Origin of the sequence: Microbacterium testaceum (genome assembly GCF_001476285.1) — a bacterium.
In the GTDB taxonomy this organism is placed as follows: Bacteria; Actinomycetota; Actinomycetes; order Actinomycetales; family Microbacteriaceae; genus Microbacterium; species Microbacterium testaceum_B.
In genome coordinates, this window is sequence record NZ_LDRU01000061.1 from 48,877 (window position 1) to 68,935 (window position 20,059).

The following is a 20,059-nucleotide window of genomic DNA, read 5'->3' on the forward strand; positions in this document are numbered from 1 at the left end:
ACGGACGACCCGGACCGCCTCCCCTTGCGCGCGGGCTCAACCGTTCCCGCGCGAACACGTCGCCTGGTCGGCCTTGCTCCCGCTGACGTTCCCCGGCAGTTCGACGACCTCGGGACCGGGGGTGGCATCCGTCGCGCCCGGGGTGGGGGTCTCGGGCGCCGTGGGCTCGGCCGTGGGTGCCGAGGGGTCCAGCGTCACGCCCTCGTTCGCGCCGAGCTCACCGGTGAGGGCGATCGGCGCGTTGCGGGCGAGGGCGTCCCACAACACGGCGGCACCGTCGAGGTCGGGAACGACCTTGTCGCTGTCGTCGGGGTCGGTCAGCACGGGGTACTGCACGAACGTGGTGTCGCTGAGCGGAACGTCCTTGAGGGTGTACGCCAACTGTGCGATGCGAACGGGATCGGCCAGACTCTCGCTCGGGGTGACGTTGTTGACCGCGGTGTTCGCGAGCGCCAGCAGGGTTCCGGGGTTGGAGAGCACCTCTTCGCTGCGCACCTTGTTGAGCAGCCGCGAGAGGTACTGCTGCTGGTTGCCGATGCGGGCGAGGTCGCTGCCGTCGCCGATGCCCTTGCGGGTGCGCAGGAACGCCAGGGCGTCGTATCCCTGGACGACGCGCGGGCCGGGCTCCCAGTTGATCCCGGCGTCGTAGTCGTTGATGCCGTCGCCGCCGATGCACACCTCGACGCCACCGACGGCGTCGGTGATGTTCACGACGTTGCCGAAGCTCACCTTCGCGGCGAAGGGGATCTGCTGACCCGTGAGGTTCGACACCGTGCTGGCCACGCACGCGAGGCCGCCGGCCTCGTACGCCGTGTTGATCGACGCCTTCCACGCCCCGGACGACACCGAGCCGTCCTCGTTGGTGCACTCCGGGATCTCGAGCCGCAGGTCGCGCGGGAACGAGACCACCGTCGCGCGGCGTGGAGCCTCCGACACGTGCACGAGGAGGTTGACGTCGTTCCGGATGCCCTCGGCCTCTGGATCGCTGCAGCGTTCGCCGAAATCGTCCTTGACCTGGTCGTCGCACTCGTCGGTTCCGACGATGAGCACGTCGAACGCGCCCGCGTACTCGCTCAGCGACGGGGCCTGCGAGGGGGCGTCGGGGAGCGGCACCGCGACCTCCTGCAGGCGCTGCGACAGCATCCAGGCGTACACGCCCCCGACCGCCACCGCGGCGACGACGGCCACGGTGAGGCCGATGGCGAGCAGTTTCAGTCCTCGGCGCCAGCCCGAATCGGGGCGGCGGCGGGCGTGAGCGGCGGAGGGTTCGGGGGGCACGGCGTCAGTAAACCACGCCGCTCGCAAAGAACCCCGGACGTGCGCGACGGGGCGGCCGATGGCATCCGGCCGCCCCGCGCGTGCGTGTGGTGTTACTGACCGCCCTCGGTGAGGGTCACGTCGATCGGCGTGTATTCACCGTCGACGGTGACGCCCTCGTCCTTCAGCTCGGACAGCGCCTTGTCGATGTACTCGTTCGAGTACGCGGAGTCGGCCGGCTCGGTCGTGATGAGGTTGAGGCCGTCCTGGTTGACCGCCTTCAGCGCGCCCTGGACCGTCTTGTCCCACGCGGCCGAGTCGACCGTGCCGAAGTCGCCGCCCGTCCAGATGAGCTTGTTGACCTCGTTCATCTGCCACAGCTGGTGCACGGGTCCCACGGGGAACGCGTTCACACCGGGAGCCGTCGCGGCCTTGTAGGTGATGTCCGCCGCCTCGGTGGGGTTGTCGCGGGCGAAGACCCAGCCCTTCGTCACGGCCTTGAGGAAGCGCGTGGCGGCGTCGGCGTACGCCGGGTCGTCGGAGAGACGCTTCGTGTCGGCCCAGATCGCGTCCTGCAGCATGGCGCCGGCGGTGTCCTGGTACGAGATGACGTTGATGTCGTCCATCGTGTAGAGCTTGCCGGTGGCGGGGTTCACCGTCTCGAGCAGCTGCGCGAGCTCGTTGTACGTCATCGCCTGGGCGGCATCCACGTCCTTGTCGAGGAGCGCGTTCATCGAGAAGTCCTGCGTCGTGATCTTCACCGTCGAGGCGTCGAGACCCTTGTCGGCCATGGCCGCGAAGATCTCCCACTCGTTGCCGAAGCCCCACGAGCCGATGCGCTTGCCCTCGAAGTCGTCGACCGACGTGATGCCGGAGTCCTTCCACGACACCTGGGTCGTTCCGGACTTCTGGAACACCTGGGCGATGTCGGTGAGTTCGACGCCCTGGTTCTCCATTGTGCCGAGGACCTTCGGCACCCACGCGACGGCGAAGTCCACGTCTCCGGCGACCAGCGCGTCCTGCGGCACGATGTCACCGCCCGAGGGGATGACGTCGACCTTGTCGAAGCCCTCTTCCTGGAAGTAGCCCTTGTCCAGGGCGACGTAGTATCCCGCGAACTGCGCCTGCGGCAGCCACTGCAGTTGCAGCTTCACCGAGGTGAGAGGCGTGAAGTCGGCGTCGGATGCCGCGGGTGCGGAGCTGCCGCCGGAGCAGGCGGAGAGCGCGAGGGCGGCGACGCTGACGCCGGCGATCGCGCCGAGCGTGCGTCGGATGCTGTGTCTCATGGAAGGTCCTTCCGGTTCGGGTGGAGCGTGTGGCGGGTGGTGCAGGCTCTTTCGTCGTGGGGTGGATGCCGATCAGCTGCGCGCGCGTCCCGCACCGAGACGGCGCGCGACGAGGCGTTCGAGCAGTGAGGTGACGAGGAAGAAGACGAGGCCGATCACGATGCCTCCGCCCACGAACGCCCAGGCGAGCGATGCACGTCCGGACTTGGCGTAGGTGGCGATCGCGGTACCGATGCCGTCGGCGGGTCCGCCGAAGTACTCGGCGACGAGGGCGGAGATGACGGCGAGGGATGCCGCGACCCGCACGCCCGTCACGAGGTACGGCAGGGCCGTCGGCAGCGTGAGACGGAGGAACGTCTGCCCTCCGCTGGCGGCGGTGGCGCGGAAGAAGTCGCGCTGGACCGGGCGGGTCTGGCGGAGGCCGCGCAGCGTGTTGACGAACACGGGGACGAAGGCGGCGATCGCGGCGACCGCCTGGCGACCGAACTGGCTCGAGGCACCGAACATCGTGTTGAAGATAGGGGTGAGGGCGACGATCGGCACCACGGCGAGGGCCGCGACCAGCGGTGCCGTCATGCCGTCGACGGGGCGCCAGGTCGCGGCGAGGGCGGCGAGCAGGATCGCGAGCAGGCTGCCGGCGAGGAGGCCGACGAGCGCGTTGGTGCCCGTGATGCCGGCCGCCTCGGCGATGAGGCCGAAGCGCTCGACGAACTCGGTGACGACCGCGAACGGATCGGGCAGCATCCGCGGGGCGCTGCCCGAGGCGACGAAGGCGTACCAGGCGGCGAGTCCCGCGATGCCGACGACGATCGGGGCGAGCAGACGTGCCCAGCCGGGGAGGCGGACGGCGTTCATCGCTCGTTCGCCCGCTGCACGGGCGAGCCGTGGAGTGCTTCGCGCACGGCGGTCACGCGGGCGAAGTACTCGGGGGACTCGCGGAGGAGGTCGTCGCGGGCGCGACCCGGGCGCGTGTCGACGACGTCGGTGATGCGTCCGGGGCGCGGGCTCATCACGACTACCCGGTCGGAGAGGAACACGGCCTCGGGGATCGAGTGGGTGACGAACACCACCGTCGCTCCGGTCTCGGCGGCGATCCGGGCGAGCTCACTCTGCAGACGCTCGCGGGTCATCTCGTCGAGAGCGCCGAACGGTTCGTCCATCAGTAGCAGCTTCGGGGAGGCCGCGAGGGCGCGGGCGATCGCGACGCGCTGCTGCATGCCGCCGGACAGCTGGTCGGGGTATCGCCCGACGAAGTCGGTGAGACCGACGAGTTCGGCGAGCTCGGCGACGCGGGCCTCCCGGCGGGCGCGGGTCCACCGGTGCAGTTCGAGAGGCAGCGCGATGTTCGCCGCGACGGTACGCCAGGGGAGGAGACCCGCCTGCTGGAACGCGATGCCGTAGTCCTGGTCGAGTCGCGCTTGCCGTGCCGTCTTGCCCGCGAGGGTCAGCTCGCCGCTCGTCGCGGTGTCGAGGTCGGCGATGAGGCGCAGCAGCGTCGACTTGCCGCAGCCGGAGGGGCCGATGAGCGAGACGAACTCGCCGGCCGCGATGTCGAGGTCGACGTCGGTCAGGGCGATCACCTCGCCCCCTGCGCTCGGGAAGACCTTTCCGAGCCCGCGGGCTCGAACAGCGGTGTCGGTGGTCATGCGGTGTCCTCCCCGCGACGGAAACGATGAAGGGCCACGCCGACCAGGGCGACGCCGCCGGCGGCGACGAGTCCCATCACGACGGTGCCGAAGGTGGGTGCCCAGGGCGCGGCGGGGTCGGAGGAGGCCTGCCCCGCGAGCTGGATGAGCATGCGGCCGATCCCGCCGCGCAGACCGATCGACACCTCCGCGACGACGGCACCGACGACGGCGGATGCCGCGGCCAGACGCAGAGCGGGCAGCAGGTGCGGCACGGCGGCGGGGAGCCGCAGGTGCACGAGGGTCTGCCACCACCCGGCGGAGCTCGCGCGCATGAGGTCGAGGTGCAGGGCATCGGGGGCCTCGAGCCCGCGGAGCATGCCGACCGCGACGGGGAAGAACGCGAGGTACGACGCGATCAGCGCCACCGAGAACCATTGCGGCCACGGGAAGCCGGAGCGGTCGATCTGCGTGCCGAGCGCATTCACCACCGGTGCGAACGCGATGAGCGGCACGATCTGGCTCACGACGATCCACGGCAGGAGTCCCGCCTCGACCAGACGCCAGCGCTGCATCGCGATCCCTAGCAGCGACCCGACGACCACCCCGATCAGCCACCCGAGGGCCGCGAGACCGAGAGTCGTACCGGCAGCTTGCACCACGGACAGCAGCAGCGGCGGCGTCTCTCCTCCGCTGGTCGGCGCGAACATCCGCGCGATCATGTCCCACACGTGCGGCATGGCGCGGTCGTGCGTCCGGGGGAGCAGGATGACGCCCGACCCGGCGGATCCGTCCCCGCCCACGGTCACGCCGTCAGCGGGACCGAGGAACTTGTACAGCTCCCAGAGGGCGATGACTGCCGCCACCCCGGCTGCACCCCAGCCGATCCGGGCCGCCGCGGTGCGTCCGCGCGTGGACGCGACCCTTCCGACGACCGCTGTCTCGCCCGGCGTGACGACCTGATCGGTCACGGGGCGCTCACCGCTTCGCCGTGACGTGCTCGGACAGGGCGGGGATCACCGTCTCGCCGTACACCCGCATCGTCTCCTCCTTGTTGTCGTGCTGGAGGTAGCCGGCGAACTGCGTGACGCCCAGCGCCCGCAGCTTCTCGAGCTTGGCGATGTGCTCCTCGGCGGTGCCGAGCACGCAGAACCGCTCGACGATCTCGTCGGGCACGAAGTCGACGTGGTCGTTGTCGCTCTTGCCGTGCGAGTTGTAGTCGTAGCCCGTCCGGCCCGCGATGTAGTCAGTCAGCGCGGCCGGCACGTCGGAGCCCTCGCCGTACTTCGCGACGATGTCGGCGACGTGGTTGCCCACCATCCCGCCGAACCACCGGCACTGCTCGATCATGTGCGCGCGCGATTCGGGGGTGTCCTCACCGATGTACATGGGCGCGGCCACGCAGAAGGCGATCTCGTCGGGATCGCGGCCGACGTTCTCGGCGGCTTTGCGGACCGTTTTGATCATCCACTCGGCGATGTCGAGGTCGGCGAGCTGCAGGATGAAGCCGTCGCCCACCTCGCCGGTGAGCTTGAGCGCGAGGGGGCCGTAAGCGGCGACCCACACGTCGAGCTTCGACCCGCGGCTCCACGGGAACTGCAGGGTCGCGCCGTTGTACTCGACGGCGCGGGAGTTGCCGAGTTCGCGGATGACGTGGATCGACTCACGCAGCGCCTTCAGCGTCGTCGGACGCCCGTTCGTCACTCGCACTGCGGAGTCGCCGCGGCCGATGCCGCAGATCGTGCGGTTGCCGTACATCTCGTTCAGGGTCGCGAACGTGGATGCCGTGACGGTCCAGTCGCGGGTCGCGGGGTTCGTCACGAACGGTCCGACGGTGACTCGTCGCGTCGCGGCGAGGATCGCGGAGTGCACGACGTACGGTTCCTCCCACAGCAGGTGCGAGTCGAAGGTCCAGACGTGGCTGAAACCGTGCGCTTCGGCCAGCTGCGAGAGCTGGATCGTGCGGGCCGCGGGTGGGTTGGTCTGCAGGACGACGCCGAAATCCATGGGGTCTCCTCTCAGACCAGGTACTGGCTCAGGCCGCGCTTGACGAAGCGCCCGTCGCCCTTGGCGCCGATGTACGCGCCCTCGTCGACGACGACCTTGCCGCGCGAGATGACGGTGTCGACGTGCCCGTCGATCTCGTAGCCTTCCCACGCGGAGTGGTCCATGTTCATGTGGTGGGTCTTGCCCACGCCGATCGAGGTGTGCCCGGCCGGGTCGTAGACGACGATGTCGGCATCCGCGCCGGGGGCGATGACGCCCTTCTTGCCGTACATGCCGAACATGCGCGCCGGCGTCGTGCTGGTTAGCTCCACCCAGCGCTCGAGCGTGATCTGCCCGGTGACGACGCCCTGGTACATGAGATCCATGCGGTGCTCGACCGAGCCGATGCCGTTCGGGATCGCGCGGAAGTCGCCCTGGCCGAGCGTCTTCTGGTCCTTCATGCAGAAGGGGCAGTGGTCTGTCGACACCATCTGGATGTCATTGGTGCGCAGCGCCTGCCACATGTGGTGCTGGTGGCCCTCGTGCTTCGAGCGCAGGGGCGTAGAGCACACCCACTTCGCGCCCTCGAAGTCGCCCCACTCCTCGCTCGAGGCTCCGAGCTGGTCTTCCAACGACAGGTAGAGGTACTGCGGGCACGTCTCCCCGAACACGTTCTGCCCGTTGTCGCGGGCCCACGCGAGCTGCTCCACCGCTTGCTTCGCGCTCACGTGCACGACGTACAGCGGCGCGCCGGTGAGGTTCGAGAGCATGATCGCGCGGTGCGTGGCCTCCTCTTCCATCTGCCACGCGCGCGCGACGCCGTGGAAGTACGGCGAGGTCTTGCCCTTCTCGATCAGCTGCTCGGCGAGCACGTCGATGACGGGCCCGTTCTCCGCGTGCATCATCGTCAGCAGCCCGGTGTCGGCGGCGACCTGCATCGCCCGGAGGATCTGCGCGTCGTCGGCGTAGAAGACACCCGGGTACGCCATGAACATCTTGAAGCTCGAGATGCCTTCGTCGATCAAGCCGGGCAGGGCCGCGAGTGAGTCGGCATCCACCCCTCCGACGATCTGATGGAAGCCGTAGTCGATCGCGCAGTTGCCGGCCGCGAGCTCGTGCCAGTGCGCGAGTCCGTCCTGGACGCGCTCGCCGGCGCGCTGCACCGCGAAGTCCACGATCGTCGTCGTCCCGCCCCAGGCCGCGGCGCGGGTGCCTGTCTCGAAGGTGTCCGACGCGCTCGTGCCGCCGAAGGGCAGCTGCATGTGGGTGTGCGCGTCGATGCCGCCGGGGATCACGTACTTGCCGGTCGCGTCGATGACGGTGTCGACGGATGCCTCGAGGTCGTGGCCGAGGAGCGTCGAGCCCGGCGCGAGCACGGCGGCGATCGTCTCGCCGTCCAGCAGCACGTCGGCGGCGCTGCGCCCCGTCGCCGAGACGACGGTGCCGCCCGTGATGAGGGTGGTCGCCATCTCAGGCCTCCACGATCTCGCCGTAGGTGTCGGGCCGGCGGTCGCGGTAGAACTGCCAGTCGTCGCGCATCTGCTGCACGAGGTCCATGTCGAGGTCGCGGATGAGCACCTCCTCGTGCTCCGATGAACCGACCGCTCCGACGTGGTTGCCCCGCGGGTCGATCACCTGGCTCGTGCCGTAGAAGGTGACGGCATCCTCGCCGTACTCGTTGTCCTCGCGGCCGACACGGTTCGGCTGCAGCACGAAGTAGCCGTTGGCGACCGCGGCGCACGGACCCTCGACCTCCCACAGGCGGTTCGACAGTCCGGGCTTGGTCGCGTTGGGGTTGAACACCATGTGCGCGCCGTTCAGGCCCAGCTCGCGCCATCCCTCGGGGAAGTGGCGGTCGTAGCAGATGTACATGCCGACCTTGCCGACCGCGGTCTCGAAGACGGGGTAGCCGAGGTTGCCCGGGCGGAAGTAGAACTTCTCCCAGAACTTGTCGAGGTGCGGGATGTGGTTCTTGCGGTAGCTGCCGAGCACGGTGCCGTCGGCGTCGACGAGCACGGAGGTGTTGTAGTAGACGCCGGTCTGCGCCTCCTCGTAGATGGGCAGCACCGACACCACGCCGAGCTCCTTCGCCAGGGCGGCGAAGCGCTGCACGATCGGTCCGTCGACCGGCTCCGCATAGCGGTAGTACTTCTGGTCCTGGGTGATGCCGAAGTAGGGGCCGTAGAACAGCTCCTGGAAGCACACGACCTCGGCGCCCTGCGCCGCGGCATCCCGCGCGAACTGCTCGTGCTTGTCCAGCATCGATGCCTTGTCGCCGGTCCAGGTGGTCTGCGTGATCGCGGCGCGTACCGTCGTCATGGTGCCCTCGTTCCTCCCGGGCCGTCGTGGCTCGATTCCGTCGCTGCCGACGGGCGAGGACCCGGTTCTGTTACTGTCGCGCCTGAACATTTCTCCACGATTTCCACGAGTGACACCGCCGTAAATTGGGGGCCCATGATCCCGCCCGACTCCTTCGTGGAGCGCACGTCAGCCGGCCTGGCGGCGGAGATCGCGCGGCTCGTCAGCGACGGGACGCTCGCGCCGGGGGAACGACTGCCCACGGTCCGCGATGTCGCCGCGGCTCTCGGGGTGTCGACGGGAACCGTCGCGTCGGCCTGGCGTGCGCTCGCCGACGCGGGAGTCGTGTTCTCGCGCGGCCGGGCCGGGACGTTCGTCCGCGCCGAACGGCGGGAGTGGCTGAGTCCGCGCGTGGAGGGGATGTCGGCCGCCCGCGTCTCCGGCGCCCCGCGGGGCCTCGGGGCCGGGCGCGACGTCGCGGCGCTGCGCCTCGACCTCTCGCTCGGTACTCCCGACCCCGCGATGCTCCCCTCCATCGAGCGCGCGCTCGCCCTCGCCCGGCCGCGCGCCGACACCGGGCGGTACCACGACCTCCCGGTGCTCCCCGACCTTTACGACGTTCTCCGCGAGCAGTGGCCCGTGCGCGGTGTCGAGGAGCTCACCGTCGTCGACGGCGCCCTCGACGGCATTTCGCGAACGCTCGACCAGGTGGTGCGCTTCGGCGACCGCGTCGCGGTCGAGTCGCCCGGTTTCCCCTACTTCTTCGACCTGATCGAGGCCGCCGGCGCGGTGCCGGTGACACTGGAGTCCGACGCGGACGGCGTGCTCCCGGCATCCCTCGCCCGTGCTCTCGCGCTCGGACCCTCGGCCGTCCTGCTCCAGCCGCGCGCGCAGAATCCGACCGGAGTGTCGATGTCATCCGAGCGCGCACGTCGACTCGCGAACGTGCTCCTGAGCGTTCCCGGCGGCACCCGCGTCACGGTGATCGAAGACGACCACTCCGCCCTCATCGCGAGCGCGCCGCCGGTGACCCTGGCGCTCTGGCTCCCGGCTCAGGTCGTCCACGTGCGCGGGTTCTCGAAATCGCACGGCCCCGATCTGCGCATCGCGGCCCTCGGCGGACCGTCGGCGATCGTCGATCGGATCGTCCGCCGACGCATGCTCGGCCCCGGCTGGACGTCGCGGCTCCTGCAGTCGGTGCTGTTCGAGCTGCTCACCGATCCGCGCTCCACCGCGCCGGTGCGCACAGCGCGCCTGATCTATCGCGACCGTCTCGACCGTCTGGCCGCGGCCCTCCGCCGTCTCGGCATCGACGTCGGCGACCCCGACGGCATCAATCTCTGGATGCCGGTCCGCGACGAACGCGCCGCGCTCGTGCACGCGGCTGCCGAGGGGATCGGCATCGCCGCCGGGTCGCCGTTCGTCGTCGATCCGGAGACCTCGCCGTCGGGTGGGGACCGTGTGCGGGTGACGGCCGGATCGGTCGTCGAGAACGTCCGGCTCGTCGCCGAGGCGCTCGCCCGCGCGGCCTCGGCCGCACCACTGGCGTAGACGCGTCAACCCCGGAGCCGATGTCGGTGGGGACTCCTAGGGTTGAACGCATGACCGTTCCTTCTGTGCAACTCAACGACGGAAACTCCATCCCCCAGCTCGGCTACGGCGTGTTCCTCGTGCCCGCCGACGACGCCGAGCGCGCCGTGTCCGAGGCTCTCGAGGTCGGCTACCGCCACATCGACACCGCCGCGATCTACAAGAACGAAGAGGGTGTCGGCCGCGCGATCGCCGCGAGCGGCATCCCGCGCGACGAGCTCTTCGTCACGACCAAGCTCTGGAACGACCGGCACGACGGCGACGAGCCGCTCGCCGCGATCGACGAGAGCCTGCAGAAGCTCCAGCTCGACGCCGTCGACCTTTACCTGATCCACTGGCCGACGCCCAAGAACGACAACTACGTCCACGCGTGGCAGAAGATGATCGAGATCCGCGAGGCGGGCAAGGCCCGCTCGATCGGCGTCTCGAACTTCCTCGTGCCCCACCTCGAGCGCATCGTCGCCGAGACGGGCGTGACCCCCGTGGTCGACCAGATCGAGCTGCACCCCGCCCTCAGCCAGCGCGAGATCGCGGCGTGGGGTCAGGAGCACGACATGCACATCGAGTCGTGGGGTCCCCTCGGCCAGGGCAAGTACGACCTGTTCGAGATCCCCGCGGTGAAGGATGCCGCCGAGGCCCACGGCAAGAGCCCCGCTCAGGCCGTGCTGCGCTGGCACATCCAGCACGGCTTCATCGTGTTCCCCAAGTCGGTGCGCCGCGAGCGCCTCGAGGAGAACTTCGACCTGTTCGACTTCGAGCTCACCGCCGACGAGATGGCCGCGATCGATGCCATCGACCCGGGCGACGACTCGGGCCGTGTGGGCACGCACCCCGACGACCTGAACTGACGTCGGGCGCCCCGCGCGTATGAACCGCCTCGCGAACGCCTCGAGCCCCTACCTGCGCCTCCACGCCGACAATCCCGTCGAGTGGTTCCCGTGGGGGCCCGAGGCGTTCGCGCTCGCGGCCGCGAGAGACGTCCCCGTGATGATCTCGATCGGCTACAGCACCTGCCACTGGTGCCACGTCATGGCGCGCGAGTCCTTCCAGGACGCCGAGACCGCCGGCGTCCTGAACGACGGCTTCGTCTCGATCAAGGTCGACCGCGAAGAGCACCCCGATGTGGATGCCGCCTACCTCGACGCCGCCTCCGCCTTCACCCCGCACCTCGGGTGGCCGCTGACGGTGTTCGCGAGCCCCGAGGGTCGCGTCTTCTACGCGGGCACGTACTTCCCGCCCGTGCCCCGGCCCCCGCAGCCGTCGTTCCGCCAGGTCCTCGCCGCGGTCCGCGAGGCGTGGACCGAACGGCGGAGCGAAGTGGATGCCACCGGCTCTTCGCTCCGCGACGCTCTGGCCGCCGCGGCCACCGCCCCCGCCGACGCACCGCCCACCCTCGAGAAGCTCGCCGCTGCCGCTCGCACCGTGGTCGCCCGTGAGGACCGCGAGTACGCCGGCTTCGCGGCCGGTCCCGCGTTCGAGACCCCGAAGTTTCCCAACACTCCCGTGCTGAGGTTTCTGCAGCACCCCGCGCTCGCGTCCGACGTGCCGGATGCCGCGGCCGTGGCATCCCGTGCCCTCGCCGCCATGGCGGCATCCGATCTGCACGACACCGTCGAGGGCGGCTTCTTCCGCTACGCCACCCGCCGCGACTGGAGCGTGCCGCACTACGAGCGCATGCTCACCGACAACGCCGGTCTCGTCGAGGTCGCCCTCGCCGCGGACGACGAGACGACGGCGATCGACGCGGCGCGGTTCCTCGTCGACGTGCTCCAGCTGCCGTCCGGCGGCATCGCCGCGGCGCAGGACTCCGAGTCGATCATCGACGGCAAACGCTCGGAAGGCGGGTACTACCGGGTCGCCGACCGCTCGGCGCTGCAGCCGCCCGCCCTCGATGCCAAGGTCGTCACCGGCTGGAACGGCCACGCGATCGCGGCACTCGCCGCCGCCGGAACGCGCACCGACCCGCGTTTCCTCGAGGCGGCCCGCTGGGCGGCCGACGCCGTGCTCGAGAGCAACGTCGCCGACGACGGGACGCTCCGCCGCGCCTCGCTCGACGAGATCCGCTCCGCCGCTCCCGCGACGCTCGAGGACTACGGCGGGCTCGCCCGCGGTCTGCTCGCCCTCGCGCGAGCGACGGGCGAAGTGGCCTACGCCTCGCGGGCGCGCGCCCTGGTCGACGTGTGCCTCGGCGACGACGGCATCCATCCTCCCGGTGGGGGAGACCCGGTGCTCCTCGCTCAGGGGATGCAGCCGCACGGCGTCCCGAGCGACGGCGCCTCGCCCTCGGGGCCCTCGGTCTTCGCCGCAGCCGCCCTCGACCTCTGGCGGCTCGGCGCGGGGGAGCGGTACCGAGCCGCCGCCGAGACGCTCGTCCGCGCGGCGGCGGACGGCGCTCTGGCGACGCCGCTCGCGCACGGTGCGATCCTCGAGGTGGCGGTGGGACTGGCATCCGCTCCCCGTCAGGTGGTCGTCGTCGGCGAGACGGATGCCGAGATCGCCGACGCCGCCCGACGCATGGCCGCCGACGTGGTCGCGGTGGTCTCTCCGGAACAGGCGCTTGCGTTCACAGCGAGCGGGTTCGAGCTGTTCGAGGGCAAGAGCGCCCTCGGCGGCGAGGCGACGGCCTACGACTGCCGCGCGTTCACGTGCGCGCTGCCGACGACGGATCCGGCGCGGCTGGTCTGACGCGCGGGGCCGGTGGCTGAGTCCCGAGGGCGAACACCGGATGCCGCCCGCCCGGCGCGCGGGTGAAAACGCCCGCCGCGCGCCGCGGAAAGACGCGGAGCACCGTCGAACCTGGGAAAACGTGATGCCTAACCTCGGCGCAGCCTGAGTCGGCAGGCGACGTTCTCCGCCACGTCGGGCGGTTTCCGCGGGGTGGGCATGCGCTTTTCTTCTCGGTTCTGGTTGGTGTCCGTGGTGGCCACGGTCTCCCTCGTCATCGGCGTGGCCGTTCCTCTCGATGCCGCGACGGCGGTCGCTCCGGCGACGCTTCGCCCCGCGGAAGTGCCGCACGAGGACACGGCCGCTCTCCCGTCGACCGATGAGGCCGCTCCTGTCCCTCAGCTGCCCGAGGGGTCTTTCGCCATCCCGTCCGACAAGACCCTGCCCCGCGACCGCGCCGAGGTCATCCCGGATCCGACGCCGCCGCCCGTCTCAGACGCCGTGGCCGAGTGGGAGAAGCGCTCCGTCGACACGTCCGGGCTTCGTCGTGTCGACGAGTCCGAGGATTCCACGCGGTACACGAATGCCTCCGGAGCCACGGTCACGCGCGTGTCGTCCGAGCCCGAGCGTGCGCGGGACGACAACGGCGAGTGGGCCGACGTCAACACTTCCGTCTCGCGCGATGGTGACGACTGGACCGTGCAGAACCACCCCCTCGATCCGGTCTTCCGTGGCGGGCGCGGACACGCCCCGTCCGTGGAGGTCTCACGCGACGGCCACGACGTTTCGTTCGCGCTCCTCGGCGCGGAACCGGGCGAGCTCGCCGCTCCGTACTGGTGGTGGGACGACTGGGAGGAGCTCACCTATCAGGACGTCTTCGGAAGTGCCGACCTGGAGTATCGCGTGGAGCCCGGTGCGGTCAAGGAGTCGCTCGTCCTGGATGCCGTGCCGACGAAGCGCTCGTCCTGGACCTGGCGGATCGACGCGGGCTCATTGACTCCGGCCCTCGGCGAGGCGGATTCCGTGATCTTCACCGATGCGGAGGGCACCGAGGTTCTGATGATCCCGACCCCCGTCGCCACCGACTCGAGCGGGGTCGAGGGTGAGCGCGAGAGCGCCAGCACAGCGCTGAAGGTCTCGCTCTGGCAGGCGAGCGACCGGTCGTGGCGGTACACCGTGCGTGCGGACCGGGCGTGGTTGAGCGATCCGGCGCGCCTGTACCCCGTGCGGATCGACCCGACGATGAAGACCCCGAACGGCACCACCGCCTACAAGTCCGATGGAACGACGTGGTACGGCGCGCAGATGGTCGGCAACACCCGCGAGGGAAACCGTGACAAGTATTGGCGATCGGTGGTCTCGTACGACTACGGGAACCTGCCGGGGCAGTTCATCGCCGCCGCGACCATGGGGATCGATTACGACGACCACGGCACGACCTCGACGCAGACGGGGTGGGTGCAGCACGCGAGCGCCTTCTCGTACAACGGCATGGGCTCGCACCTCGGCTCGTACACCCTCGGGACCGACTGGACCGCTGTCGAGGGCGACGGGGTCGCGGCGCGACTCGCGAGCAATCTGCGCATCGGAGATCGTCCCGCGTTCATGATCGGCGGCTGGGAGGGCTCGTCCTACTCGTTCAAACACATCCAGTCTGCGCTGTGGGTGGAGTCGTGGGATTACCCGTCCGTCGGCGGATGGGGACCAGCCGACGGCGGGACGGGGATCTCGCTCACGCCGACTCTGGGGTTGAGGGCATCCAACCCGGGTAATCGCCCCCAGCAGTATCTCTTCGAGCTCGCCACCGATCCGGGCCTCACCGACAGGATCGCCATTCAGGGATGGGGAAGCGGAACCCAGTTCCAGATCCCCTCGGGACTGCTGCGAACCGGGACGTCGTACTACTGGCGCGTTTCGATGGTCGATGACCTCGACGGTCTCTGGGGTCAATCGACCCTCTTCCGGTCACCGGTCTACAACTTCTCCACGAACGCCGTCCCGCTCCCGAATGCCGCGACGGCGACGCCCGGCAGCCCCGTGACCGAGACCCCGGCCACGGTCACCACGTTGACGCCGACCCTTCGGGTGGGCGCTGTCGCCGACACCGACGGCACGGGCGGTTCGATGACGTACCAGTTCAAGATCGCGACGGGCCAGGATGCCAGGTCCGGGGCCGTCGTGGCCTCGGGCTGGGTGACCGCCGTCGACGGCGTCGCCTCCTGGACGGTGCCGCCGGGCACGTTGCAGGACGGCGGCGTCTACTCGTGGACGGTCACGACGAATGATGGGCGAGACACCAACACCGAAAACGGCTGGGTACGCCGCCTCAGGACTGATCTCAGACTCGGGGCGTCCGGCCCGTCTCCCTACGACACCGCCGGCCCGGTGACGACGAACCTCGCCAACGGCAATGTCAATCTCTCATTCGCGTCGCCGACGGTGCAGGCGTTGGGCGGCGCGATGGGAATGTCGTTCACCTACAACTCGCAAGAGGTTCCCGGCGCGAATCGGGGTTTGACGGGGGAGTACTTCGATGCGCGTTCGGGCGGTGTCGCCCCGACGTCGGCAGCCGGCTACACCTTCACGGACAAGACCCCCGCGATGGTGCGGACCGACCCCGCCGTGTCGTTCCAATGGGGGAGCGGGGCACCGGCCGAGGCGCTCCCGGCGGACCACTTCCTGGCGCGATGGACGGGGTTCCTCACGGTGCCCACGGATCTGATCGGTAAGTCGCTGCGTTTCGGCGCGACCCACGATGACGGTATCCGCCTCACGTACGACGGGCAGAAGCTCATCGACCGCTGGCAGGGCGGGGGATGGAACACTTCCGCGGACACCACGATCACGGGTGCGGGCGGGGCGAAGCCGATCCAGGTCGAGTACTACGAGGAGGTCGGCCTGTCGTATGTCGATCTCTGGGTGGAGTACACGCCCGACGGCGCGTCCTCTCCCGTCCGCATGAGCGTTGCACCCGACTGGTTCACGAAGCGCGTCACGACCCTGCCGCAAGGCTGGGGCGCCTCGGTTCCCCTCGCCGGGGCGTCGTCGAGCTGGGTCTCGGCGCAGCTCACGGATGCGTCGGTGGTGCTCACCGACACCACGGGTAAGGCGCACACGTACACGAAGGCCTCGTCCGGCGGCTACACCGCCCCGGGCGGGGAGTACGGCGTCCTGTCCCTCGACGGCAACGGCTGGGTCGTCTTCACCGATGAGGACGGCACGGTCTACCACTTCACGAAAGAAGGGCGCGTGGCCTCCGCCACCCCTCCCGAAGATGTTCGGAAGGCCGCGGCCCCGCAGAGCATCTTGAATGCCAACGGTGTCGCCACCGAGGTGGTCGACCCGGTGTCGAAGAGCGGAGATCAGTACACGCGCAAGGTCTCGTTCACCTATCAGAACGGCGACCGCTCCTCGTGCCCCGAACGCTCGGGAGCCGGCTACGGGAAGGCGCCGGTCGACATGCTGTGCCGCATCTCGTACCCCGACGGTACGGAGTCGCGACTGTTCTACAACGGCAACGGTCAACTCGCGGCGATCCTCGATCCGGGCGACGAGCTGACGCTCTTCGGTTACGACGGTTCCGGCGGATTGCTGAGCCAGATCCGGGATGCCACCGCCAACGACAGCGTTCCTGTCCCGGTCGCGGCGGGTGCCGCCGACCCGGCTACGACCTCGATCACGTACGACGGCGCGCGTGCCACGGGGGTGACGCTGCCCGCGCCCGACGGCGTCAGCGCGAGCGCACGCCCGTCGCGCACGTATTCCTACGGTGATGGCCGCACCACGGTCTCGATGGCGGGCCTCCCCGGTGTCTCCCAGACCGTGACCTTCGACGCGGCGTGGCGCCAGACGGCATCCACGAGCGCGATGGGCGTCACCACGAGCCAGGAGTGGGACCCGGCGAAAGACCTCGTGCGTCGGACGACGGATGCCACCGGGCTCGTGTCGACGCGCGTGTACGACCGCACCGACCGCCCGGTGGCGGCGTATGGCGCAGCACCGGCGGCCTGTTTCGCATCCGACGGTCGACCGGTCGGGCAGCCTCTCGACGTAGGCGGCTGCGGGATCGTCCCGGCATCGAGCAGCACCGTGTACGACGGCGGCCTGAACGGTCTGCAGGCGGCGTACTACTCGAACACCGAGAAGCTCTCGGGCAAACCTGAGGCCTACGGTCTCGGGCTCGGGGGCGCCTCCGGAGGGACCGTCGACCGCGACTGGGGAACGAACGCGCCGATCGCGGGAGTGTCGAGCGATCACTGGTCGCTGCGGCTGACCGGTCTCGTCACCTTCCCCGAGGCGGGCACCTACCGACTCCGTACGACGAGCGACGACGGCGCGCGGCTGTGGCTCGACGACGTGCTCATCATCGACCGCTGGGGCGCGCCCGCCGGCACCGATGGCACGAGCGCCGCCTTCACGGTCGCCGCGGGAGAGGTACGCCGTATCCGGATCGAGTACTTCGACATCACCTCTTCAGCCCTCCTGAGGCTGAAGTGGGCGACGCCGTCGAACGGGGAGTTCGCGATCGTGCCCGGCGCGCAGCTCCGCCCCGACTACGGACTCGTGACGTCGAGAACGGTCGACGACGCGACGACGATCGTGGGAGCAGCGGCGCCGTCGATGACGACCGCGAATGCGTACGCGGACCCCGTGGTCGGGCAAGTGACAGAAAGCACCGTCGACCCGGGTGGTCTGGCGTTGAAGAGCGCCGCGTCGTTCGAGCAGCTCAACGGCGCCGGCTGGTTGCGGCAGAAGTCGAAGGCTCTGCCTGCCGTGGCGGCATCCGGTTCGATCACGGATGCCAAGAGCACAACGCGCGCCTACTACGGCGACGCGGAGTCGTTGACGGAGGACACCTGTGGGGTGCCCGCCGGGACGAAGCAGTTTGGGATGTTGAAGTCCTCGACAGGGCCGACTCCGACGAGCGGCCCGGCGATCGTGACCTCGTACGTGTACGACGTCATGGGCCGCACGGCCGGCACGCGTGTCACGGGTGATGAGGCGTGGTCGTGCACGACGGTCGATGCGCGTGGGCGCACGGTGAAAGAGGTCTCGGTGGGTGGCGCGGGGGTCGCGACCGACACGGTCACGACCACGTACACGCCGACCTCTTCTGGTCTGACGGTGACGGTGGCCGGGTCGCCCGTGCCCGGGTCGAGCACCTCGGCGACGACGACCAAGACGGATCTTCTGGGTCGCGTCGTGTCGTACACCGATGTATGGGGTGTGGTCACGACGCCTGAGTATGAGCCGCTGACGGGTCGAGTGTTGCGTGTGACGACGGCGGGTCCGGGTGTGCCGTCGTCCACCACGGCGTTTGCCTATGATCGCGACGGCAAGACGACGACGGTGACCTTCAACGGTCAGGTGTACGCGGCGTCGTCGTTCGATGCGAAGCAGCGGCTTGCGCAGGTGGCGTATCTGGGCGGTTCGTCGCTGGGGGTGTCGTGGGATGACAAGCGCGGCACGGTGGGGTCGCAGACGTGGTCGTTCCCGTCGTCGGGGTCGATCACCGATGAGGTGACGCGGTCGGTGGCGGGTCGGATCGTGCGCGAGAGCATCTCGCAGGGTGGTCGGGTCTTCGAGTCGACGTACGGCTATGACGCGGCGGGTCGCCTGGTGTCGGCGAGGATCCCGGGTCACGAGTTGTCGTATGAGTTCGCATCGTCGGGCGGGTGCGGTCCGAACACCGCGGCCGGTGCCTCGGGCAATCGGACGCGGTCGGTCGATCGGTATACCGCGCCCGGGTCGTCGGCGGCTCTCGTGTCGACGACGGAGTACTGCTACGACTGGGCGGATCGTCTGCTTTCGACCAGTGTGTCCGGTGCGGTGCCGGGGGCGTCTTCGGTCTCGGATGGACTCAGCTCTGGTGAGCTCGCGTACGACGCGCGGGGGAACACGACGCGGCTGGCTGACCTGTCGATCTCGTACGACGCCGACAACCGGCACGTCGCAACGACGACGGCGGCGGGGTCGAAGGTGTCGCTGGTGCGGGATGGGTCGGGTCGTGTGGTGTCGCGGACGGTTGCTCTGGCGGGTGATGCTCCGGCGGTGACGTCGCGGTTTGTGTATGCCGGGGCGGGTGATTCTCCATGGGCGGTGCTGTGGGGGGATCCCGGTGTGACGGTGTTCCTGTCTCTGCCTGGTGGGGTGACGGTCGATGTTCCCGCCTCGGGTGCGGTGTCGTGGTCGTATCCGTCGTTGCAGGGTCACACGCTGACGACCGGGGATGGTGCGTCGGCGTCGGGTGTGCAGGTGTACGACCCGTTCGGTCAGCCCCTCGATCCGGTGACTCTGGCGGTCGGTACGGCCGCGGCGAACGATGCGGGTTCGGTGAACGGCACGACGGGGTGGCATCAGGGTGCGCAGAAGCTGACCGAGTCGGTCGACTCCGCGTTGCTGGTCGAGATGGGCACTGATCCGGGCGTGCCGTCGTCCACCAAGACGTTCGCATATGACCGCGGCGGGTCTGACCAGCGCCTGCTCCCCGCGTCGCAGATTCGGAGAAGCACACCAGATCCGGACGAAAACGCTGAACCGATCCGATTCTGCTGACCATTTCCGAATCCATCGACCCCCGGCACCCCTCACTCCAGCAGATGCCGCAGATACCTCCCCGGCGCCTCCAGGAACCCCCGGTGCAACCGCACCAGATCCAGGTCTTCCCACGCGCTCTCGCGAATGCCCCATTCGCCCAGCTCGAGGATCGTCGCTCCCGGCAGCGCAGCGAGGACGGGGGAGTGCGTCGCGCAGATCACCTGCGTGCCGCGGGAACGCATGCGGTCGAGGGATGCCAGCCAGCGCAGCGTCGACGAGAACGACAGCGCCGCCTCGGGCTCGTCGAGGCACGCGAGGCCCGCGACGTAGCGCTCATGGTCGAGCACCTCGTCGAGGAGGCTGTTGAACGACTCGCCGTGGCTCATCTCGTGGAGGCGCAGGGCGTCGCCCCCGTCGAGGTCCTCTCGCCACGAGTAATAGCTGTGCATCGTCTCGGCGCGCAGGAAGAACCCCCACCGCGGAGCGCGCGGACTCCGCTCGACGCGCAACCACTCGCCGAGCGGGCTCTCGGTGCGCCGCGTCTCGCTTCCGCCGTTCGTCGACCCGCCCGCGGCGGGGAGCCCCGCAGCCTCTGCGATGCCCTCGATGAGCGTGGACTTGCCCGAGCCGTTCTCGCCCACGAGGAACGTCACACCCGGACCGAACTCCCAGCCGTCACCCGCGGCGACCTCGAGGAACTGCGCGACGGCGGAGACCGTCGCGGGCCACGCCGCGCGATCGACCGGGGCGTCGCGGAAGAGCTTCACCCGCTGCACCGGGCGCGGGTCGTGCAGCCACTCGTCGCCGCGGGTCACG

13 protein-coding genes are annotated in these 20,059 nt (G+C 69.7%); 4 read left to right on the plus strand and 9 right to left on the minus strand.

Annotated elements, in window-relative coordinates; translation table 11 throughout:
* Nucleotides 1-36 precede the first annotated feature (36 nt).
* The 8 genes from NS283_RS11145 to NS283_RS11180 all read right to left on the minus strand — a co-directional run bounded on the left by NS283_RS11145 (nucleotide 37) and on the right by NS283_RS11180 (nucleotide 8,473).
* Entirely contained in the window at nucleotides 37-1,278 is a 1,242-nt protein-coding gene (locus tag NS283_RS11145) for an LCP family protein (RefSeq protein WP_058596933.1), read from the minus strand.
* A gap of 92 nt (nucleotides 1,279-1,370) precedes the next feature.
* Nucleotides 1,371-2,543, minus strand: coding sequence for an ABC transporter substrate-binding protein (locus NS283_RS11150; RefSeq protein WP_058596934.1), 1,173 nt, complete (start codon nucleotides 2,541-2,543; stop codon nucleotides 1,371-1,373).
* Between the two features lie 72 nt (nucleotides 2,544-2,615).
* Nucleotides 2,616-3,398 (minus strand): ABC transporter permease, encoded by a 783-nt coding sequence (locus NS283_RS11155; RefSeq protein WP_058596935.1) that lies wholly within the window; start codon nucleotides 3,396-3,398, stop codon nucleotides 2,616-2,618.
* Nucleotides 3,395-4,189, minus strand: coding sequence for an ABC transporter ATP-binding protein (locus tag NS283_RS11160; protein WP_058596936.1), 795 nt, complete (start codon nucleotides 4,187-4,189; stop codon nucleotides 3,395-3,397). The genes NS283_RS11155 and NS283_RS11160 overlap by 4 nt, the downstream gene beginning before the upstream one ends.
* The gene (locus NS283_RS11165) at nucleotides 4,186-5,139 is read right to left on the minus strand and encodes an ABC transporter permease (RefSeq protein WP_058596937.1); all 954 of its coding nucleotides are present in this window, start codon (nucleotides 5,137-5,139) and stop codon (nucleotides 4,186-4,188) included. The genes NS283_RS11160 and NS283_RS11165 overlap by 4 nt, the downstream gene beginning before the upstream one ends.
* Nucleotides 5,140-5,146: 7 nt before the next feature.
* Nucleotides 5,147-6,175 (minus strand): TIGR03842 family LLM class F420-dependent oxidoreductase, encoded by a 1,029-nt coding sequence (locus NS283_RS11170; protein WP_058596938.1) that lies wholly within the window; start codon nucleotides 6,173-6,175, stop codon nucleotides 5,147-5,149.
* A gap of 11 nt (nucleotides 6,176-6,186) precedes the next feature.
* A complete protein-coding gene (gene hydA / locus NS283_RS11175) occupies nucleotides 6,187-7,623 on the minus strand; it encodes a dihydropyrimidinase (protein ID WP_058596939.1) in 1,437 nt (478 codons plus the stop codon).
* A 1-nt stretch (nucleotide 7,624) separates the two neighbouring features.
* Nucleotides 7,625-8,473, minus strand: a complete 849-nt coding sequence (locus NS283_RS11180) for a nitrilase-related carbon-nitrogen hydrolase (protein ID WP_058596940.1) — start codon at nucleotides 8,471-8,473, stop codon at nucleotides 7,625-7,627.
* Nucleotides 8,474-8,608: 135 nt separating this feature from the next.
* On the opposite strand from NS283_RS11180, the gene NS283_RS11185 reads away from it, so the two are divergent.
* The 4 genes from NS283_RS11185 (at nucleotide 8,609) to NS283_RS11200 (ending at nucleotide 19,261) form a co-directional block, all read left to right on the plus strand.
* Nucleotides 8,609-10,003 (plus strand): aminotransferase class I/II-fold pyridoxal phosphate-dependent enzyme, encoded by a 1,395-nt coding sequence (locus tag NS283_RS11185; protein ID WP_058596941.1) that lies wholly within the window; start codon nucleotides 8,609-8,611, stop codon nucleotides 10,001-10,003.
* A gap of 50 nt (nucleotides 10,004-10,053) precedes the next feature.
* Nucleotides 10,054-10,890, plus strand: coding sequence for an aldo/keto reductase (locus NS283_RS11190; protein WP_058596942.1), 837 nt, complete (start codon nucleotides 10,054-10,056; stop codon nucleotides 10,888-10,890).
* 19 nt (nucleotides 10,891-10,909) lie between these two features.
* Nucleotides 10,910-12,727 (plus strand): thioredoxin domain-containing protein, encoded by a 1,818-nt coding sequence (locus NS283_RS11195; RefSeq protein WP_058596943.1) that lies wholly within the window; start codon nucleotides 10,910-10,912, stop codon nucleotides 12,725-12,727.
* Nucleotides 12,728-12,961: 234 nt separating this feature from the next.
* Nucleotides 12,962-19,261, plus strand: coding sequence for a PA14 domain-containing protein (locus tag NS283_RS11200; RefSeq protein ID WP_058596944.1), 6,300 nt, complete (start codon nucleotides 12,962-12,964; stop codon nucleotides 19,259-19,261).
* A 32-nt stretch (nucleotides 19,262-19,293) separates the two neighbouring features.
* Here NS283_RS11200 and NS283_RS11205 read toward each other — a convergent pair whose 3' ends face one another.
* Complete coding sequence (locus NS283_RS11205; protein WP_058596945.1) at nucleotides 19,294-20,058, minus strand: AAA family ATPase; 765 nt, start codon at nucleotides 20,056-20,058, stop codon at nucleotides 19,294-19,296.
* Nucleotide 20,059 lies beyond the last annotated feature (1 nt).